Annotated in this window: 20 protein-coding genes and 3 pseudogenes; 13 read left to right on the top strand and 10 right to left on the bottom strand. The window is 71.5% G+C overall.

What is annotated here, in order from left to right; genetic code table 11:
- Window positions 1-44: 44 nt before the first annotated feature.
- Window positions 45-443 (bottom strand): annotated as a pseudogene (locus GUY61_RS40340) (XRE family transcriptional regulator); the annotation flags it as partial.
- Window positions 444-446: 3 nt separating this feature from the next.
- Between GUY61_RS40340 and GUY61_RS40345 the strand changes: the two are divergent.
- Window positions 447-659, top strand: a pseudogene (locus tag GUY61_RS40345) (MFS transporter); the annotation flags it as partial.
- 181 nt (window positions 660-840) lie between these two features.
- Here the strand turns inward: GUY61_RS40345 and GUY61_RS22050 are convergent.
- A complete protein-coding gene (locus GUY61_RS22050; protein ID WP_313896788.1) occupies window positions 841-1125 on the bottom strand; it encodes a DUF2087 domain-containing protein in 285 nt (94 codons plus the stop codon).
- Between the two features lie 281 nt (window positions 1126-1406).
- Here GUY61_RS22050 and GUY61_RS22055 point away from each other — a divergent pair, with 281 nt between their 5' ends.
- The gene (locus GUY61_RS22055; protein ID WP_166631955.1) at window positions 1407-1874 is read left to right on the top strand and encodes a hypothetical protein; all 468 of its coding nucleotides are present in this window, start codon (window positions 1407-1409) and stop codon (window positions 1872-1874) included.
- Between the two features lie 201 nt (window positions 1875-2075).
- On the opposite strand, the pseudogene GUY61_RS22060 reads toward GUY61_RS22055, so the two are convergent.
- A pseudogene (locus GUY61_RS22060) lies at window positions 2076-2498 on the bottom strand (metal-dependent transcriptional regulator); the annotation flags it as partial.
- A gap of 8 nt (window positions 2499-2506) precedes the next feature.
- Window positions 2507-3046 carry a YbhB/YbcL family Raf kinase inhibitor-like protein gene (locus tag GUY61_RS22065; RefSeq protein ID WP_166631957.1) on the bottom strand — a complete coding sequence of 180 codons (540 nt, stop codon included), beginning with the start codon at window positions 3044-3046 and terminating at the stop codon, window positions 2507-2509.
- A gap of 163 nt (window positions 3047-3209) precedes the next feature.
- Between GUY61_RS22065 and GUY61_RS22070 the strand changes: the two genes are divergently transcribed.
- Entirely contained in the window at window positions 3210-3914 is a 705-nt protein-coding gene (locus GUY61_RS22070) for a GntR family transcriptional regulator (RefSeq protein WP_166631958.1), read from the top strand.
- A gap of 226 nt (window positions 3915-4140) precedes the next feature.
- Here the strand turns inward: GUY61_RS22070 and GUY61_RS22075 are convergent, their stop codons facing one another.
- Together GUY61_RS22075 and GUY61_RS22080 are read right to left on the bottom strand one after the other, a co-directional pair.
- Complete coding sequence (locus GUY61_RS22075) at window positions 4141-4347, bottom strand: hypothetical protein (protein WP_166631959.1); 207 nt, start codon at window positions 4345-4347, stop codon at window positions 4141-4143.
- A 129-nt stretch (window positions 4348-4476) separates the two neighbouring features.
- The gene (locus tag GUY61_RS22080) at window positions 4477-5859 is read right to left on the bottom strand and encodes a glycine--tRNA ligase (RefSeq protein WP_166631960.1); all 1383 of its coding nucleotides are present in this window, start codon (window positions 5857-5859) and stop codon (window positions 4477-4479) included.
- A gap of 188 nt (window positions 5860-6047) precedes the next feature.
- Here GUY61_RS22080 and GUY61_RS22085 point away from each other — a divergent pair, with 188 nt between their 5' ends.
- From GUY61_RS22085 to GUY61_RS22115, 7 genes are all read left to right on the top strand, one after another.
- Window positions 6048-7028, top strand: coding sequence for a metal ABC transporter substrate-binding protein (locus tag GUY61_RS22085; protein ID WP_166631961.1), 981 nt, complete (start codon window positions 6048-6050; stop codon window positions 7026-7028).
- A gap of 83 nt (window positions 7029-7111) precedes the next feature.
- Window positions 7112-7876: a metal ABC transporter ATP-binding protein gene (locus GUY61_RS22090; protein WP_166631962.1), complete on the top strand. Its 765-nt coding sequence runs from the start codon at window positions 7112-7114 to the stop codon at window positions 7874-7876.
- Between the two features lie 19 nt (window positions 7877-7895).
- Complete coding sequence (locus GUY61_RS22095) at window positions 7896-8795, top strand: metal ABC transporter permease (protein ID WP_166631963.1); 900 nt, start codon at window positions 7896-7898, stop codon at window positions 8793-8795.
- Window positions 8796-8872: 77 nt separating this feature from the next.
- Window positions 8873-9304 carry a Fur family transcriptional regulator gene (locus tag GUY61_RS22100; RefSeq protein ID WP_166631964.1) on the top strand — a complete coding sequence of 144 codons (432 nt, stop codon included), beginning with the start codon at window positions 8873-8875 and terminating at the stop codon, window positions 9302-9304.
- Between the two features lie 117 nt (window positions 9305-9421).
- Window positions 9422-10042 carry a TetR/AcrR family transcriptional regulator gene (locus GUY61_RS22105; protein WP_166631965.1) on the top strand — a complete coding sequence of 207 codons (621 nt, stop codon included), beginning with the start codon at window positions 9422-9424 and terminating at the stop codon, window positions 10040-10042.
- Between the two features lie 56 nt (window positions 10043-10098).
- The gene (locus tag GUY61_RS22110; RefSeq protein ID WP_166631966.1) at window positions 10099-10566 is read left to right on the top strand and encodes a DUF4334 domain-containing protein; all 468 of its coding nucleotides are present in this window, start codon (window positions 10099-10101) and stop codon (window positions 10564-10566) included.
- A 4-nt stretch (window positions 10567-10570) separates the two neighbouring features.
- Entirely contained in the window at window positions 10571-11656 is a 1086-nt protein-coding gene (locus tag GUY61_RS22115) for an NAD(P)-dependent alcohol dehydrogenase (protein ID WP_166631967.1), read from the top strand.
- A gap of 98 nt (window positions 11657-11754) precedes the next feature.
- On the opposite strand, the gene GUY61_RS22120 is transcribed toward GUY61_RS22115, so the two are convergent.
- Together GUY61_RS22120 and recO are read right to left on the bottom strand one after the other, a co-directional pair.
- Complete coding sequence (locus GUY61_RS22120) at window positions 11755-12600, bottom strand: isoprenyl transferase (RefSeq protein WP_166631968.1); 846 nt, start codon at window positions 12598-12600, stop codon at window positions 11755-11757.
- A gap of 66 nt (window positions 12601-12666) precedes the next feature.
- A complete protein-coding gene (gene recO, locus GUY61_RS22125; protein WP_166631969.1) occupies window positions 12667-13413 on the bottom strand; it encodes a DNA repair protein RecO in 747 nt (248 codons plus the stop codon).
- A gap of 44 nt (window positions 13414-13457) precedes the next feature.
- On the opposite strand from recO, the gene GUY61_RS22130 reads away from it, so the two are divergent.
- Window positions 13458-13820, top strand: a complete 363-nt coding sequence (locus tag GUY61_RS22130; protein WP_166631970.1) for a DUF1304 domain-containing protein — start codon at window positions 13458-13460, stop codon at window positions 13818-13820.
- Window positions 13821-13959: 139 nt separating this feature from the next.
- Here the strand turns inward: GUY61_RS22130 and GUY61_RS22135 are convergent, their stop codons facing one another.
- Window positions 13960-14148, bottom strand: coding sequence for a hypothetical protein (locus tag GUY61_RS22135; protein WP_208106309.1), 189 nt, complete (start codon window positions 14146-14148; stop codon window positions 13960-13962).
- Window positions 14149-14171: 23 nt separating this feature from the next.
- Window positions 14172-14417, bottom strand: a complete 246-nt coding sequence (locus GUY61_RS22140; protein ID WP_166631972.1) for a hypothetical protein — start codon at window positions 14415-14417, stop codon at window positions 14172-14174.
- A 127-nt stretch (window positions 14418-14544) separates the two neighbouring features.
- Between GUY61_RS22140 and GUY61_RS22145 the strand changes: the two genes are divergently transcribed.
- Window positions 14545-15384: a helix-turn-helix transcriptional regulator gene (locus GUY61_RS22145; RefSeq protein ID WP_166631973.1), complete on the top strand. Its 840-nt coding sequence runs from the start codon at window positions 14545-14547 to the stop codon at window positions 15382-15384.
- A partial coding sequence (locus GUY61_RS40350; RefSeq protein ID WP_166631974.1) for a DUF397 domain-containing protein occupies window positions 15366-15626 on the top strand: 261 nt, incomplete at its 3' end. The genes GUY61_RS22145 and GUY61_RS40350, both read left to right, overlap by 19 nt.

Here is a 15626-nt window from a genome sequence, read left to right on the forward strand (position 1 = left end):
GGACCGGGGGGAGCGGGGGGACCGGGCACCGGCGCGGACGACGCTCAGACCTCGGCGAGCGCGAGGGCCTGAAGCCGCTCCAGCCGTTCGCGCGACTCCTCGTCCACGGGCACGTACGTCACCAGGCGCGGGCCCGTGCGCGGGCCCGGCCACAGGCTGGTGTGCTCCAGGTGGAGCGGTCCGACCCTGCTGTTGCGGAACCTCTTCTCCTTGTCGGCGGCGCCCAGCACCTCGTGCCGCTCCCAGATCTCCCGGAATTCGGGCGAGGCCAGCCGCAGTCTGGCGACCAGCGCCTTCCACGGCGGCTCGGCGACGTGCTCGGCCATCGCGGCGCGGAACTTGGCCGTGATGGCGCGCAGCACGTCGTCGCGGCGCACCATCGCCTCGCGCCACTCGTCATTGGGGTAGGCGAGCCACATGCAGTTGCGGTCCTCGGGCGGCAGCGCCCGGGCGAGCGCGCGGGCGTGGGCAGCGGCGTGATGACCACGACGCAGCAGGCGGCGATGGCTCTGGGCGTGGCCGCGCTCGGCAGTCTCTTCCTGGCACTGGTCCCCGGCTCGGGAATGCGTGACGCGCTGGTGGTGACGCTGCTCGTGCAGTTGGCCGGGGTGGTGCCGACGGTGCTGATGAGCCTGCGGCTGCCCAGGGTCCTCGCCTGAGCCCGGTCGCCGGCCCGGGCGGGCACGGGCACTCACGACCCCGGGCGCGGGCGGGACGCCGGGCATCGACGATGCCTTCCCGCCGTACGGAACCTGATCCCGCCGTCCCGGCCGCGCCCTGGTCACGCTGAGGCGCCGGGTGCCGCCGGAACCGCACCGGACCTCGTCGGCCCCCGCTCGATCAGGCGGCGTCCGGCGTGCGGCGGTAGCTGCCGCCGTCCTTCGTCCGGGCCAGCAGTCCGGCCACCACGAGGTAGCGGCGCAGAGCGGCGCAGTCGTCGTGCACGGCGCGCAGCGCGTCGTTGACCTCCTGCTCGGTGTAGGAGCGGCCTGGTTCGAACAGGGTCCGGGCGAGGTGCGCGAGCAGCTGCTCGCGCCGGGCCGCCTTGCGCGGGACGGCCGTCAGTCTCCCTTTTGAGAAGAGGTCCTCCACCGGCCGGGCGGTGCGCTGCGTCTCGTCGGTCACGCCCGGCAGGCTCGCAGCCCGGCCACCGCGCGGGCAACACGTTTTCACCCGGCACGCCGATGACCGTCCGTACGCGTGCGCATCCGCTGGGCGGCGGCCGAGTTGCGGCGGGACAGGGCACGGCGCAGGCTGAGTGCGAGGTTTCTGCGTCGCCGGTCGCCCGGCGGTGCGCGGCGTCCCGCGTCACTGCGGTCCCCGGGCGGCGCGCGAGAGCCACCATCCCCTCCCCCCACGTGCCCGCAGTGCCTTTGTCGTGCCCTTGGGCCTGAGCAGGAGGCGCCGTGCCGAAGAGAATCCCGTACGCCGCGGCGGCCGGTCTGGCCGCGCTCGCCCTCTTCCTCACCGGGTGCGGCGACTCGGACGGGGACCAGCCGGACGCGACCGCGACGACCGCGACGGCTCCCGCCACCGAGACCACCGGGTCGCCCACCGCGGCGACGAGCGAGCCGCAGGAGCGTACGAGCCCGCCCGGCGAGGAGGAGAGCGCCGGGCCGGTCCGCAAGTACCCGGGGGCGGAGGTCACCACCGAGACCACGGGCTTCACGATGCTGCGGACCGACGACTCCGTGAGCGAGGTCGGCGACTTCTACATCGGCGTGCTGGAGGACGAGGGCTGGGACATCAGATCGAAGTACGAGGGCGAGACGAGCGTCCACCTGCTCGCCACGCGCGGCGACAAGGGCGTGACCATCCAGGTCAGCCCCACGGGCTCGGACACACTGATCTCGATCGCCCACTACAGCGTCTAGACCGCGCCCGGCCCGGAGCCGGGCGCGGTCTCCGAGCGGGGCCGGTGAGTGAGGTTCAGTGCGCTTCGGCGGCGCCCCGGAGGGACACGGGGCTGTGCCGCAGGCGGCTCCGCCGCGTGGGCGCGGCCGGCCACGACGGACCCGCGGGTGACGCACCGGACTGCCGACCGGCTTTGTTCGTGAGTCCGCAAGGCCAGTGCTCTTCCCGCCGAGCTCCTCCAGGCCCGGGATCGGGTTGCCGTAGGGCGACTCCGTCGGGTGCCGCAGCAGCTCCAGGACGCGGCGTTCGACGGCCTCGCTCATCACGTGCTCCCAGCGGCAGGCTTCGGCGTGCACCTGCTCCCACTCCAGCCCGATCACGTCGACGAGCAGGCACTCCGCGAGCCGGTGCCTGCGCATCACGCGCGTGGCAAGCCGACGGCCCTCCTCCGTCAGCTCCAGGTGCCGGTCGCCGGCGACATGCAGCAGACCGTCGCGCTCCATGCGGGCGACGGTCTGGCTGACGGTGGGACCGCTCTGGACCAGGCGCTCGGCGATGCGGGCGCGCAGGGGAACCACGTCTTCCTCCTCGAGCTCCAGGATGGTGCGCAGATACGTCTCCGTGGGGTCGATGAGTCCGGGCATGCTGTTCGTCAGGCGGGGGTTTCGGCGGTGGCGGTCAGGACCGCGCGGCCGAGGATGTGGCCGGCCATGGTGAAGCCGAGGACGGCCGGGGTGGCGTCGGCCGGGACGCCGATGGACTCGACGTCGAGGGCGTGCACCACGACGAAGTAGCGGTGAGGGCCGTGCCCGGCCGGCGGGGCGGCGCCGATGAAGCGGGCTGCGCGGGCGTCGTTGGGCAGTTGGAAGGCGCCCTCGGGCAGGCCCGAGCCGGTGTCGTCGCCGGCGCCCTCGGTCAGCTCGGTGACTGTGGCGGGGATGTCGGCGACCGCCCAGTGCCAGAACCCGGACCCGGTGGGGGCGTCGGGGTCGTAGACGGTGACGGCGTAGCTCTTGGTGCCTTCCGGGGCGCCGCTCCAGGAGAGCTGCGGGGAGACGTCCTTCCCGCCGGGGACGCCAAAGATGCCGGAGAACTGCTCGAGCGACCAGGCGGCGCCGGCGGCCACGGTGGTGCTGGTCACGGTGAAGGAGGCCGCCTCGGGGAGGCGGGCGAAGGGGTCGTTGGCGCTCATCGCGTCGTTCCTTTCACTCCGTGCTGTGGGAGTCGGATTGCGGTGATGCGGCCGACGGGGGCCTGCGGCGTCGCGTAGGGACACCACCGTCGCCTTCCATCGGCCGCTAGATCGACGATAGCATTAATAATCGATTATTTGCCGGATCATCTATGCTGAAGGCATGACCCAGACGGCCCACGCCTCGACCTGGTCGGGGAAGCAGATGCTCTCCGAGCAGGTCTACGCACACCTGCGGGACGCGATCATGCGCGGGGACTACGCCCCCGGTGACGCCCTCAAACCACAGGACCTCGCCAAGGAACAGTGCGTGAGCCTGGCCGTCGTGCGCGAGGCGCTCGTGCGGGTGGTCGGCGAGGGCCTCGCCGACCGGCTGCCCAACCGCGGTTTCGCCGTCCCGGCCTTCTCCGACCGCCGCTGGCAGGAGATCACGGAGGCGCGCCGGACCCTCGAACCGGTCGTGCTGCGCATGTCCATCGAGCGCGGCGATGTCGACTGGGAGGCCCGCGTACGAGCCGCCCACCACCGTCTGGCCCGCACCCCGGCGTACGTTCCGGAGGAGGGCGAGCACTACAGCGGCGCGTGGTCCGAAGCCCACCGGGTCTTCCACCGCACCCTGCTGGAGGGGTGCGGCAACCCCATCCTGCTGGAGACCTTCGACCGGATGTGGACCGCGAGCGAGCTGGCTCGCCGCTGGTCGGCACACCGCGTCCCCGACCGGGACGGCGCCGGCGAGCACCGCCGGCTGGAGGAGGCGGCGCTGGCCCGCGACGCCGACACCGCGGCCGAGGCACTGGCCCAGCACCTCACCCTGACCGCGGCCGGACTGACCGGCTGCACCCACGGCGAACCCGCGAAGAATGCCTGATGCGCCTCGCCGGCCTGGCCGGACGACCGCGGCCCTCGATGAGCGCCGCCAGAATCGTCTCCAGTCGGCCGTCGGTGACAACCAGGTCGCCCGCTACCCGGGCGGCGGGCCTTCTACGCAGGCCGAGGGCGATTGAACATCCGCGGGCCTCAAGATCCCCGACTGCTGCCCGAACCAGCGGACAAACACTGCCGCTGGAAGCGGACAGAACCAGCCGACGGAGCGCTCAGCCGCCCGCCGGGTCCACGGTCGCCTGGTGTTCCTGGGCGAGGTGTTCCTCGGCCTTGAGCCACGGCAGGAACTGCGCTCCTCTGCGCCAGCCGCAGGTGTCGCAGGTCAGCGACCGCCGGCCGCCCGCACGCTCGACGCGGACGACGTGCATGCGGCCGTGCTGGTCCCATCGGCTGACCTTGCTGGTGGCGGTCGACGCCATACGGCCTCCCCATCGGCTGATGCGCGCCCAGTGTGCACGACGGGCCGCTCTCCCCGCAGGGAAAGCGGCCCGTCGTCGGCTTCTGCCCGCGATCGGCGGCCCCAGCCGGTCGGCCGCCGGCCGACTGGCTCAGCAGCCGACGAGGCGGCTCGCCAGGTACGACTCGATCTGGTCGAGGGAGACGCGCTCCTGCTTCATGGTGTCGCGCTCACGCACGGTCACCGCGTTGTCGTCCAGGGTGTCGAAGTCGACGGTGACACAGAACGGGGTGCCGATCTCGTCCTGGCGGCGGTAGCGGCGGCCGATGGCGCCGGCGTCGTCGAACTCGATGTTCCAGTTCTGCCGCAGCGCGGAGGCCAGGCCGCGCGCCTTCGGCGAGAGCTGCGGGTTGCGGGACAGCGGCAGGACCGCGACCTTGACCGGGGCGAGGCGCGGGTCGAGGCGCATCACGGTGCGCTTCTCCAGCACGCCCTTGGCGTTGGGCGCCTCGTCCTCGGTGTACGCGTCGAGGAGGAACGCCAGCATCGCGCGGCCGACACCGGCGGCGGGCTCGATGACGTACGGCGTCCAGCGCTCGCCGGCCTCCTGGTCGAAGTACGTCAGGTCCTGGCCGGAGGCCTTGGAGTGGGCGCCGAGGTCGAAGTCGGTGCGGTTGGCGACGCCTTCGAGCTCGCCCCACTCATTGCCGCCGAACTGGAAGCGGTACTCGATGTCCGCGGTGCGCTTGGAGTAGTGGGAGAGCTTCTCCTTCGGGTGCTCGTACCACCGCATGTTCTCCTCGCGCATGCCGAGGCCGGTGTACCAGCTCCAGCGCTGCTCCATCCAGTACTCCTGCCACTTCTCGTCCTCGCCCGGCTTGACGAAGAACTCCATCTCCATCTGCTCGAACTCGCGGGTGCGGAAGATGAAGTTGCCCGGAGTGATCTCGTTCCGGAAGGACTTGCCCATCTGCGCGATGCCGAACGGCGGCTTCTTGCGCGAGGTCTGCTGCACCTGGGCGAAGTTGGTGAAGATGCCCTGGGCGGTCTCCGGACGCAGGTAGGCGACGGAGCCGGAGTCCTGGGTCGGGCCGAGGTGCGTGGAGAGCAGGCCGGAGAACTGCTTGGGCTCGGTGAACTGGCCCTTGTTGCCGCAGTTGGGGCAGTTGACGTCGGCGAGCCCGTTCTCGGGGAGGCGACCGTGCTTGGCCTCGTACGCCTCTTCCAGGTGGTCGGAGCGGAACCGCTTGTGGCAGGCGGTGCACTCGGTCAGCGGGTCGGTGAAGGTCGCGACGTGACCGGAGGCCACCCACACCTCGGAGGCCAGGATCACCGACGAGTCGATACCGACCACGTCCTCGCGGGAAGTGACCATGTAGCGCCACCACAGGCGCTTGATGTTCTCCTTGAGCTCGACGCCGAGCGGGCCGTAGTCCCAGGCGGCGCGCTGACCACCGTAGATCTCACTACAGGGGTAGACGAAGCCACGGCGCTTGCTCAGGCTGACGATGGTGTCGATCTTGTCGGCGGCCACGGGTCTCTCTTCATGACGAACGGACGGCAGCGAATGCTTCAGGTTACCGGCGTCGCCGCCCCCCGGACCAAATCGGTTGCCCGCTTTCCCGGGCCTTGCCCTTCCGGGGATCCGGCCGCCGGTCCTCCCGGAGCCGGACTCCGCTTCTTTGTTGACAATCGTTTCCAGATTTGTTGAAAATGACTGTCATGAACGCACGACGCCTGATACCCACCGCGGCCGTGGCCGGGGCCGCCGCCCTCGGCATGGTCGCCCTCTCCGCGTGTTCCCCGTCCGACGCCGCGGACGGAGGGAAGGACGGCCGGCTGGACATCGTGGCGTCGTTCTACCCCATGGAGTTCCTGGCCCGGCAGATAGGCGGCGACCACGTCTCCGTCTCGGGTCTGACCAAGCCCGGGGTCGAGCCGCACGACCTGGAGATCACCCCGCAGCAGACCGGGGAACTCAACGAGGCGGACATCGTCCTCTACCTCAAGGGCCTCCAGCCCGCCGTCGACGACGCCGTCGCCCAGGCCGAGACCGGGACGAAGATCGACGCGGCGACCCTCACCGACCTCGAGAAGCACGGCGGCGAGGACGGGCACGAGGAAGAGGCCGGAGGCGAGGCCGAGGGCGGGGAACACGACCACGACCACGGCGACGAGGGCTCCGCCGACCCCCACGTCTGGCTCGACCCGGTGAAGTACGCCGAGGTCGCCGAGGGCGTCGGCAAGGCCCTGGAGAAGGCCGACCCGGACAACGCGGCCGCGTACAAGAAGAACACCGGGGAACTCGTCGGCAAGCTGAACGCACTCGACAAGGAGTTCCAGGAGGGCCTGAAGAACACCACCACCAGGACCTTCATCACCACCCACTCCGCCTTCGGCTACCTCGCCGAGCGCTACGGCCTGGAGCAGGCGGGCATCGCCGGCGTCGATCCCGAGTCGGAGCCCAGCCCCGCCCGGGTCAGGGAGCTCCAGGAGATCGCCGAGGAGGACAAGGTCACCACGGTGTTCTTCGAGACCCTCGCCAGTGACAGGACCGCGAAGACCCTCGCCGAGGACACCGGCCTCGAGACGGACGTCCTCGATCCGCTGGAGGGAATTACCGACCAGTCCGCGGGCGATGACTACTTCGAGGTCATGCGGTCCAACCTCACGGCCCTGGAGAAGGCCCTGGGGGCCAAGTGACCGCACACCCGCCGGCGGCAGCGACAGCACCGGCGTCTGCACCGACACCGGCATCGACATTGGCATCGGAGGCTGATCGGCCCATGGAGGACGTCATAGCGATGCGAGGCGCCGTCGCCTCGCTCGGCTCACGCCCCGTGCTGCGCGGCGTCGACCTCACGGTCCGGCGCGGTGAGGTCGTGGCCCTGCTCGGCGCGAACGGCTCCGGCAAGTCGACCGCCGTGCGCGCCGTCGTCGGCCAGGTGCCGCTGAGCGACGGCGAGCTGTCGCTGTTCGGCACGCCCGCCGGGCACTTCCGCGACTGGGCGCGCATCGGCTACGTGCCGCAGCGCACCACGGCCGCCTCCGGCGTCCCCGCGACCGTCCGCGAGGTCGTCTCGGCGGGCCGGCTGTCCCGCACGAGGCTCGGGCGGCTCGGCAGGGCGGACCGCGCCGCCGTGGACCGCGCCCTGGCACTGGTGGGTCTCGCGGACCGGGCCAGGGACTCCGTCAACGCGCTCTCCGGCGGCCAGCACCAGCGGGTGCTGATCGCCCGCGCGCTGGCCGGCGAACCCGAACTGCTGATCATGGACGAGCCGATGGCCGGTGTGGACCTGGGCAGCCAGGAGGTGCTGGCCGGCACCCTGCGCGAGCAGGTCGCCGCCGGCACCACCGTCCTGCTCGTCCTGCACGAGCTGGGCCCGCTGGAGCCGCTGATCGACCGGGCCGTCGTGCTGCGCGACGGCTGCGTGGTCCACGACGGCCCGCCCCCGAAGGCCGTCGGCCAGCACGCGCTGCCCGGCCACGACCACGTACACCCGCACGCCGCCCGGGACGCCGAGCCGCTCCGTACGGGCCTGCTGACCTGACCCCGGAAGGCGAACCGACATGGAAATCCTCGACTACGCCTTCATGCAGCGGGCGCTGATCGCCGCGCTGCTGGTGGGCCTCACCGCGCCCGCCATCGGCACCTATCTCGTCCAGCGCCGCCAGGCGATCATGGGCGACGGCATCGGGCACGTGGCGATGACGGGCGTCGCGCTCGGCTTCCTGATGAACACCAGCCCGGTGTGGATGGCGACGCTGGTCGCCGTGCTCGGCGCGGTCGGCATGGAGGTGATCCGCTCCCGGGGCAGGACCAGCGGGGACATCGCGCTCGCGATGCTGTTCTACGGCGGCATGGCCGGCGGTGTCATGATCATCAATCTGGCTCCGGGCGGCTCCACGGCCAACCTGACCAGCTACCTGTTCGGCTCCATCACCACGGTCTCCCAGGAGGACGTCACCGCCGTCTGCGTCCTGGCCGCGTTCGTGCTCGCCGTCACCGTCGGACTGCGCAGGCAGCTGTTCGCCGTCTGCCAGGACGAGGAGTTCGCCCGGGTCACCGGACTGCCGGTGCGGCTGCTCAACCTGCTGCTCGCCGTCACGGCCGCGGTGACCGTCACCGTCGCCATGCGCATCGTCGGCCTGCTCCTCGTCAGCGCGATGATGGTGATCCCGGTCGCTGCCGCCCAGCGCGTCGCGCACGGTTTCGCCGCGACACTCGCCATCGCCATGGGCATCGGCGTGACCGTGTCCGTGACCGGCACCGTCACCACGTACTACGTCGACGCCCCGTCCGGCGCGGCGATCGTGCTGCTGGCCATCGGCGTGTTCGTGCTCTTCACGGCGCTCTCCGCGCCGGTGGCGCGCCGCAGGGCGCGGTCTGTCGCCGCGGCCGGGGCGGAGTGCACCCTTGAGGGCGGGGTGCCCGCGACACGCGGGTCGGCGGACGACGTGAAGGTCTGAGCCGGTCCTCGGCCGGGCCGGGTGCGAAGGGCGACCTGGCACAATGGCCCGGCAGCAGACGCAAGGAGGAGGCAACGGTGGCGACGGCGCAGAAGAGCGAGGTCACAGCTCCCGTGCGGGGCAGGTCGACGCGGCAGCGCGCCGCCGTCGCGGCGGCGCTGGACGAGGTGGACGAGTTCCGCAGCGCGCAGGAACTGCACGACATGCTCAAGCACCGCGGCGACTCGGTCGGGCTGACCACGGTCTACCGCACCCTCCAGTCCCTCGCCGACGCCGGTGAGGTCGACGTCCTGCGCACCAGCGACGGCGAGGCCGTCTACCGCCGCTGCTCCAGCGGCGAGCACCACCACCACCTCGTCTGCCGCGGCTGCGGCAAGGCCGTCGAGGTGGAGGGCCCGGCCGTCGAGAAGTGGGCGGAGACGATCGCCGAGCAGCACGGTTTCGTGAACGTGGCCCACACCGTGGAGATCTTCGGCACCTGCGCGGAGTGCGCGGCCGCGCAGGACTGACGGACCCGCAGCGGACTGACAGGCCCGCGCAGGACTGACACGTCCGCCCCCGCCCGCGGGAAGGAGCCCGCGCGTCGCCCGACGAGGGCCGTCCGGCGCCCTCACTACGCTTGCCCCATGCCAGAGCTCACCGAGGCGCGTCACGACCGGTTCCTGCGTGCCGCGGTCGACTGCTTCTCCCGTTTCGGCTACCGGCGCACGTCGATGGACGTCATCGCCCGTGCCGCGAAGGTGTCGCGGCCGGCCCTGTACCAGTACTTCCGGAACAAGGAGGAGATCTTCCGCGCCGCCGTGCGCTGGGGCCTGGAGGGCGTTGCCGACCGGGCCGAGGCCGCGGCGCGGAAGCCGGGTGCCGACGCCGCGGAGCGGCTGTCCGCCGTCCTCTTCCTGGTTCTGGGGATGCACGGCACCGGCGACGCCGACCGGCCCGGGAGCGGGCCGGGGTTCGGGGCGGAACTGGCGGCCGAGACGTACCAGCAGGCCAACGACGTGTGGGTGGCCTTCGAGGACCGGATCGTCGGGGTGCTGCGGTCGGTCCTCGAAGGCCACCCGGACACCTTCGACCCGTCGGCGCTGGGAGCGCGGGCCGCCGAGACGGCGACCATGCTGCTGTACGCGACCAAGGGCATCGCCCTCCAGGCCCGCGGCACACCGGAGGCAGCGGGACATGTGCGGCTGCTCGTGGACATGGCGGTCCGGGGGCTGACGCCGCCCCGCCCACCTCATGAAACACTCTGACGTTTCGAGGCGCATCTGTCAGGGCATGGTGAGGACACCCGTCGAGAGGAGTCCCCATGGACGCCGAGCAGGCCCGTACCCGTATCGCCGCCGTAAGGGCGGCCGGCGGCAAGGTGTCGACCGAGGAACTGGACGAGCTGTGGGCCGCCCTGGAGACCGTGCGCCCCGAGGAGATCCTCGGCTCCTGGAAGGGCAGCGAGTTCGTCAGCGGCCACCGGGCCGAGGGCCGGCTGGCCCGGGCGAACTGGTACGGCAAGACCTTCCGCTCGGTCTCCGACGCCAAGCCGCTGATCTGCCGCGACGCCGACGGCGAGCTGTTCTCCGACGTCCGGCTCGGCAAGGGCGAGGCCAGCCTGTGGATGGTCGAGTTCCGCGGCGAGTCGACCGCCACGATGGTCTATGACGGCATGCCCGTCCTGGACCACTTCAAGAGGATCGACGGGTCCACACTGCTCGGTGTGATGAACGGCAAGGACGCCCTCGACGACGGCCGGCACTACTACTTCGTCCTCGAACGCGACTGAGCCCGTGCGCATCCAGGCAGCCCTGCTGGAGTCCCCCGGTGGTCCCTTCACCGTCCGGGACGTCGACATCGAGGAACCCCGGCCGGACGAGATCCTGGTGAGGATCACCGCGGCCGGAATCTGCCACACCGACCTCAGCACCAGACAGGGCTGGCCGCGCGAGCGCCTGCCCATGGTCCTCGGTCACGAGGGCGCCGGCGTGGTCGAGGCCGTGGGCGAGGCGGTGACCCGGGTGGCTCCCGGCGACACCGTGTGCCTGAGCTACCGCAGCTGCGGACTCTGCGAGCAGTGCGCGGCGGGCCGGCCCGCCTACTGCTCGGCGGGCCTCAACGCGACCGGCTCGCGGGCCGACGGGAGTACCCCGCTCTCCCGCGGCGGCGCCCCGGTCTTCGGCAGCTTCTTCGGCCAGTCCAGCTTCGCCACCCATGCCCTCGCCCACGAGAGCAACACCGTCAGGGTCCCGGCCGGCCTGCCGCCCGTACTCGCCGCGCCCCTCGGATGCGGCGTGCAGACGGGCGCCGGAACCGTCCTCAACGTCCTGCGCCCCGAGAAGGGCTCCGCGCTGACGGTGTTCGGCGCCGGAGGCGTGGGGCTGAGCGCCGTCATGGCCGCCGTCGCGGAGGGGTGCTGCGTGATCGCCGTCGACCCCGTCGCCTCCCGCCGCGCCCTGGCCGTGGAACTCGGCGCCGCCGCGGCCGTCGACCCTGTCGCGGACGGCGCCGTGGCCGCGACCGTCCGCGGCCTCACCGCCGGCGGGAGCCACTACGCCATCGACACCACCGGCCGGCCCGACGTCATCACCCAGGCGCTCGCGGCCCTGCGCCGGCTGGGCACACTCGCCCTGGTCGGCATCGGGGCGCGGGCCGAGTTCGACGTCATGGCCGTCATGGCCAGGGGCATCCGCATCCGCGGCGTCATCGAGGGCGACGCCGTGCCCGCCGAGTTCATTCCCCGGCTGGTCGGCCTCCACCGCCGGGGCGTGCTTCCGGTGGAGAGGCTCGTCAGCGAGTTCCGCTTCCGCGACATCGAGGCGGCGGCCGCGGCCGCCGCCTCGGGCCGGGTCGTCAAACCCGTCCTCACCTTCGACTGAGCCTCCCCGGGCCGCCGCCCGCCGGGCCGGGGACCACGGGGGCCGCGGGTGCCAGGGACCGCGGGTGCCACGGGTGCCACGGGGCAGCCGGGGCCGCCTCAGGCGCCCTGGCCGCCGCCCTGCATCCTCAGCAGCTCCTCGTTCGGGACGGCGCCTCCGAAACGCCGGTCGCGCGAGGCGTACTCCAGGCAGGCACGCCACAGGTCGCGCCGGTCGAAGTCGGGCCACAGCACGTCCTGGAAGACCATCTCGGCGTAGCTGCTCTGCCATATCAAGTAGTTGGACGTGCGCTGCTCACCGCTCGGGCGCAGGAAGAGGTCGACGTCCGGCATGTCCGGGTAGTACAGGTACTTCGCGAAGGTCTTCTCATTGACCTTCGACGGGTCCAGCCTGCCCTCCGCCACGTCACGGGCCAGTTTCTGCGCGGCGTCCGCGATCTCCGCGCGCCCGCCGTAGTTGACGCAGAAGTACAGCGTCATCGCGTCGTTGCCCTTGGTCTGCTCCTGGGCGACCTGGAGCTCCTGGACGACGGACTTCCACATCTTCGGCATCCGGCCGACCCAGCGGATCCGGATCCCCAGCTCGTCCATCTCGTCCCGGCGGCGCCTGATGACGTCCCGGTTGAAGTTCATCAGGAAGCGCACCTCATCGGGGGACCGCTTCCAGTTCTCGGTCGAGAAGGCGTACAGCGAGAGGTTCTTGACGCCGATCTCCAGGCAGCCCTTCAGCACGTCCAGGACGACGCCCTCACCGACCTTGTGCCCCTCCGTGCGCGGCAGGCCGCGCTCCTTCGCCCACCGGCCGTTGCCGTCCATGACGCAGGCCACGTGCTTGGGGACCAGCTCACCGGGGATCTTCGGCGGCCGGGCGCCGGACGGGTGCGGCTCAGGCACCTTGTACTCGCGGCGATGCCGCCCCAGGATCCCTCGTCGCCCAGCTGCCATGAGGCTCACTACTCTCCGTTCTCGACCTTGCCGTTCCGTCCGGACTCGCGGACCGGGCCCGTCCGGCTACTTCTCCACGTACCGCAGCGAGCGCAGTCCGCGCTCCAGGTGCCAGTGCAGATACGCCGACACCAGGCCGCTGCCCTCCCGGACGTGCCGCGCCTCACTCGCGTCGGCCGTCTCCCAGTCCCCCGTCAGCAGCGCGCTGAGCAGCGCGACGGCCTCAGCAGAGGGTACGACGCTCCCGGGCACCCGGCAGTCGCCGCATATCACCCCGCCCGCGGCCACCGAGAAGAACCGGTTGGGGCCGGGCATTCCGCACTTCGCGCAGTCCCCGAAGCTGGGGGCGTAGCCGTTGACCGCGAGCGAGCGGAGCAGGAAGGCGTCGAGGACGAGGTTGGGCTCGTGCTCGCCGCGCGCCAGCGTGCGCAGGGCGCCCACCAGCAGCAGGTACTGCTGGACCGCCGGCTCGCCCTCGTGGTCGGTGAACCGCTCGGCGGTCTCCAGCATCGCCGTCCCCGCCGTGTAGCGGGCGTAGTCGGTGACGATGGCGCTGCCGTACGGGGCGATCGTCTCGCTCTGCGTGCACAGCGGCAGCCCGCGCCCGATCAGCTCGCCGCCCCGCGCGAAGAACTGCACGTCGACGTGCGAGAACGGCTCCAGGCGCGCCCCGAACTTCGACTTCGTACGCCGCACGCCGCGCGCCACGGCCCGCACCCGCCCGTGCCCGCGCGTCAGCATCGTGATGATGCGGTCGGCCTCGCCCAGCTTCTGGGTGCGCAGCACGATGCCGTCGTCGCGGAACAGACTCATGGAGCCATTCTCCCGTACGGCCGGACCCCTGGGATGCTGTGTACATGTCGATCACCGCAACCTTCGTGGTACTGGCCGTCGCCGCACTCCACGTGTACATCCTGATACTCGAGATGTTCCTGTGGACCGGCCCCCGGGCCCGCGCCGCCTTCGGCACCACCGCCGAGTTCGCCGCCGAGAGCAAGGCACTCGCCGCGAACCAGGGGCTGTACAACGGCTTCCTCGCCGCCGGGCTGGTGTGGGGTGCCGTGGCCTCCGACCCGGTCGGCTTCCAGGTGAAGATCTTCTTCCTGGCCTGCGTGGCCGTCGCGGGCCTGTACGGCGCCGCGACCGCCAACCGCCGCATCCTCTTCGTCCAGACCGTCCCCGCGGTCATCGGCCTCGCCCTGGTCGTGGCGGCACACTGAGCCCGGCCCCCGGGAGCCCGGCCCCCGGGACGGCGCCCTGCGCCGGGCGCGCCCCGCATGCCGGGGGGCACCCTGCCGGGCGGCACCGGGCCACCCGGCAGCACGGCCGTCTTCTCCGCGCCGGCCGCCGAGGTCCCGGCTACGGCAGTTCCCCCCGGCTGCGCGCGTTCGCGTACGCCGTCGCCGCGCGCAGCCGCTCCGCGGCGGTGGCCGTCCGCACGGACTCGGGCGGGCAGTCCCACTCCCGCCCCCCGCCGAGCGGCCGGAGCTGCACATAGGGCCCCGTCTGCCCCATGACCAGCCCCACACGGCCGGTACGGGTATCCATGGCGTACGCGCCCACGGGCAGTCTCACCTCTCCTCGCACGCCGCCCCCGTCCGCGTCCCCGCTTCCAGCACCGCGGTCACGCGATTCGCCACGTCGACCGTGCACCGCCCGAGGTCGACCATCGGACACGGCTTCTCCCTCGCATACGAAATCGGATCCAGCCTCAGCGACGGCAGCTTGATTCCGGCCTGCGCCAGCACTTCGCGCATTCGCCCGACGGCCGCTTCCGCCTCTTCCAGACAGACGGTTGAGTGTCGTTCTCCATCCATTTCCGTCATCCCTGCCCTTTCGAGTTCGATTTAACTCTTCGCACTCCGATCGTGACGCTCCGCAGCTAGGGTTCGGAAGGGGTGAGCGCCCTGCAAGCGCAGCGCTGAACAGGGGAGATGAGCGGCCATGACCAACCTCGGACGGAGCAGGCAGGACGCATGGGAGTTCTTCGGCGCCGAACTGCGCCGACGCCGCGAGTCCGCGGGGCTCACACAGGTGGAACTGGGCGCGCGGGTATTCGTGTCCTGTGGGTACATCGGCCAGTTCGAACAGGCGATCCGCAAACCGCAGCTGGATGTGGCACAAAGAATCGATGAAGTCCTGCAAACCGACGGTATTTTCGGACGGCTCTGCAAAAAGCTCATCGACGGCTCGCCTTACGCGTCCTACTTCGCGCTGGCGGCGGAGCTGGAGGCGATGGCGACGAAGATCTGCATCTTCGAGCCGTCCGTCGTACCCGGCCTGCTGCAGACGCCCGAGTACGCACGGACCATCGTGCTCGCGAGCAACCCGCTGGCGACCGAGGAGTTCGTCGAGGAAACGGTGAAGGCCAGGATGGAGCGCGCCCGGCTCCTGCGGGACGCGCCCCGGCCCGTGTTCTGGGCGATCCTTCACGAGACGGTGCTGCGCATCCCGGTGGGCGGTCCGGCGGCGATGGCGGCGCAACTGGAGCATGTCGCCGCCTGCGTGCGCGACCGCAGGGCGCTGGTGCAGGTCATCCCGTACCTGGGCGGGGCCTACACGCAGATGGGCAAGATGCTCACGCTCATGGAGTTCGATGACGCGCCGCCAACCGCCTATACAGAGGCGGTGTATTCGGGGAATCTGCTGGACAATCCGGCCGTAGTGAAGCGGGCCCAAAACACATACGATCTGCTCAGGGCCACCGCTCTGTCACCGGAGGCGTCCCTCTCCCTCATCGAGTCGGCGGCGGAGGACTACAGACGATGCAGCGGTACGACCTGAGCTCCGCACAGTGGCGCAAGAGCAGCTACAGCGACGGCGACGGCGGTAGCTGCGTCGAAGTCGCGTACGACTTCCCGGGCGCGGCCGCCCGGCGCAAGAGCAGCTACAGCGACGGCGACGGCGACCCGCTGGGCCTGCCGGCCGGTGCGACATGCGTCGATGCCGCCTACGCCGTCCACGGCGAGGCCGCCCACGCCTGTATCGGCGCCCGCGTCAACGGCCGCCTCGCGGCCCTGAGCACA

The organism is Streptomyces sp. GC420 (assembly GCF_009916105.1).
In the GTDB taxonomy this organism is placed as follows: Bacteria; Actinomycetota; Actinomycetes; order Streptomycetales; family Streptomycetaceae; genus Streptomyces.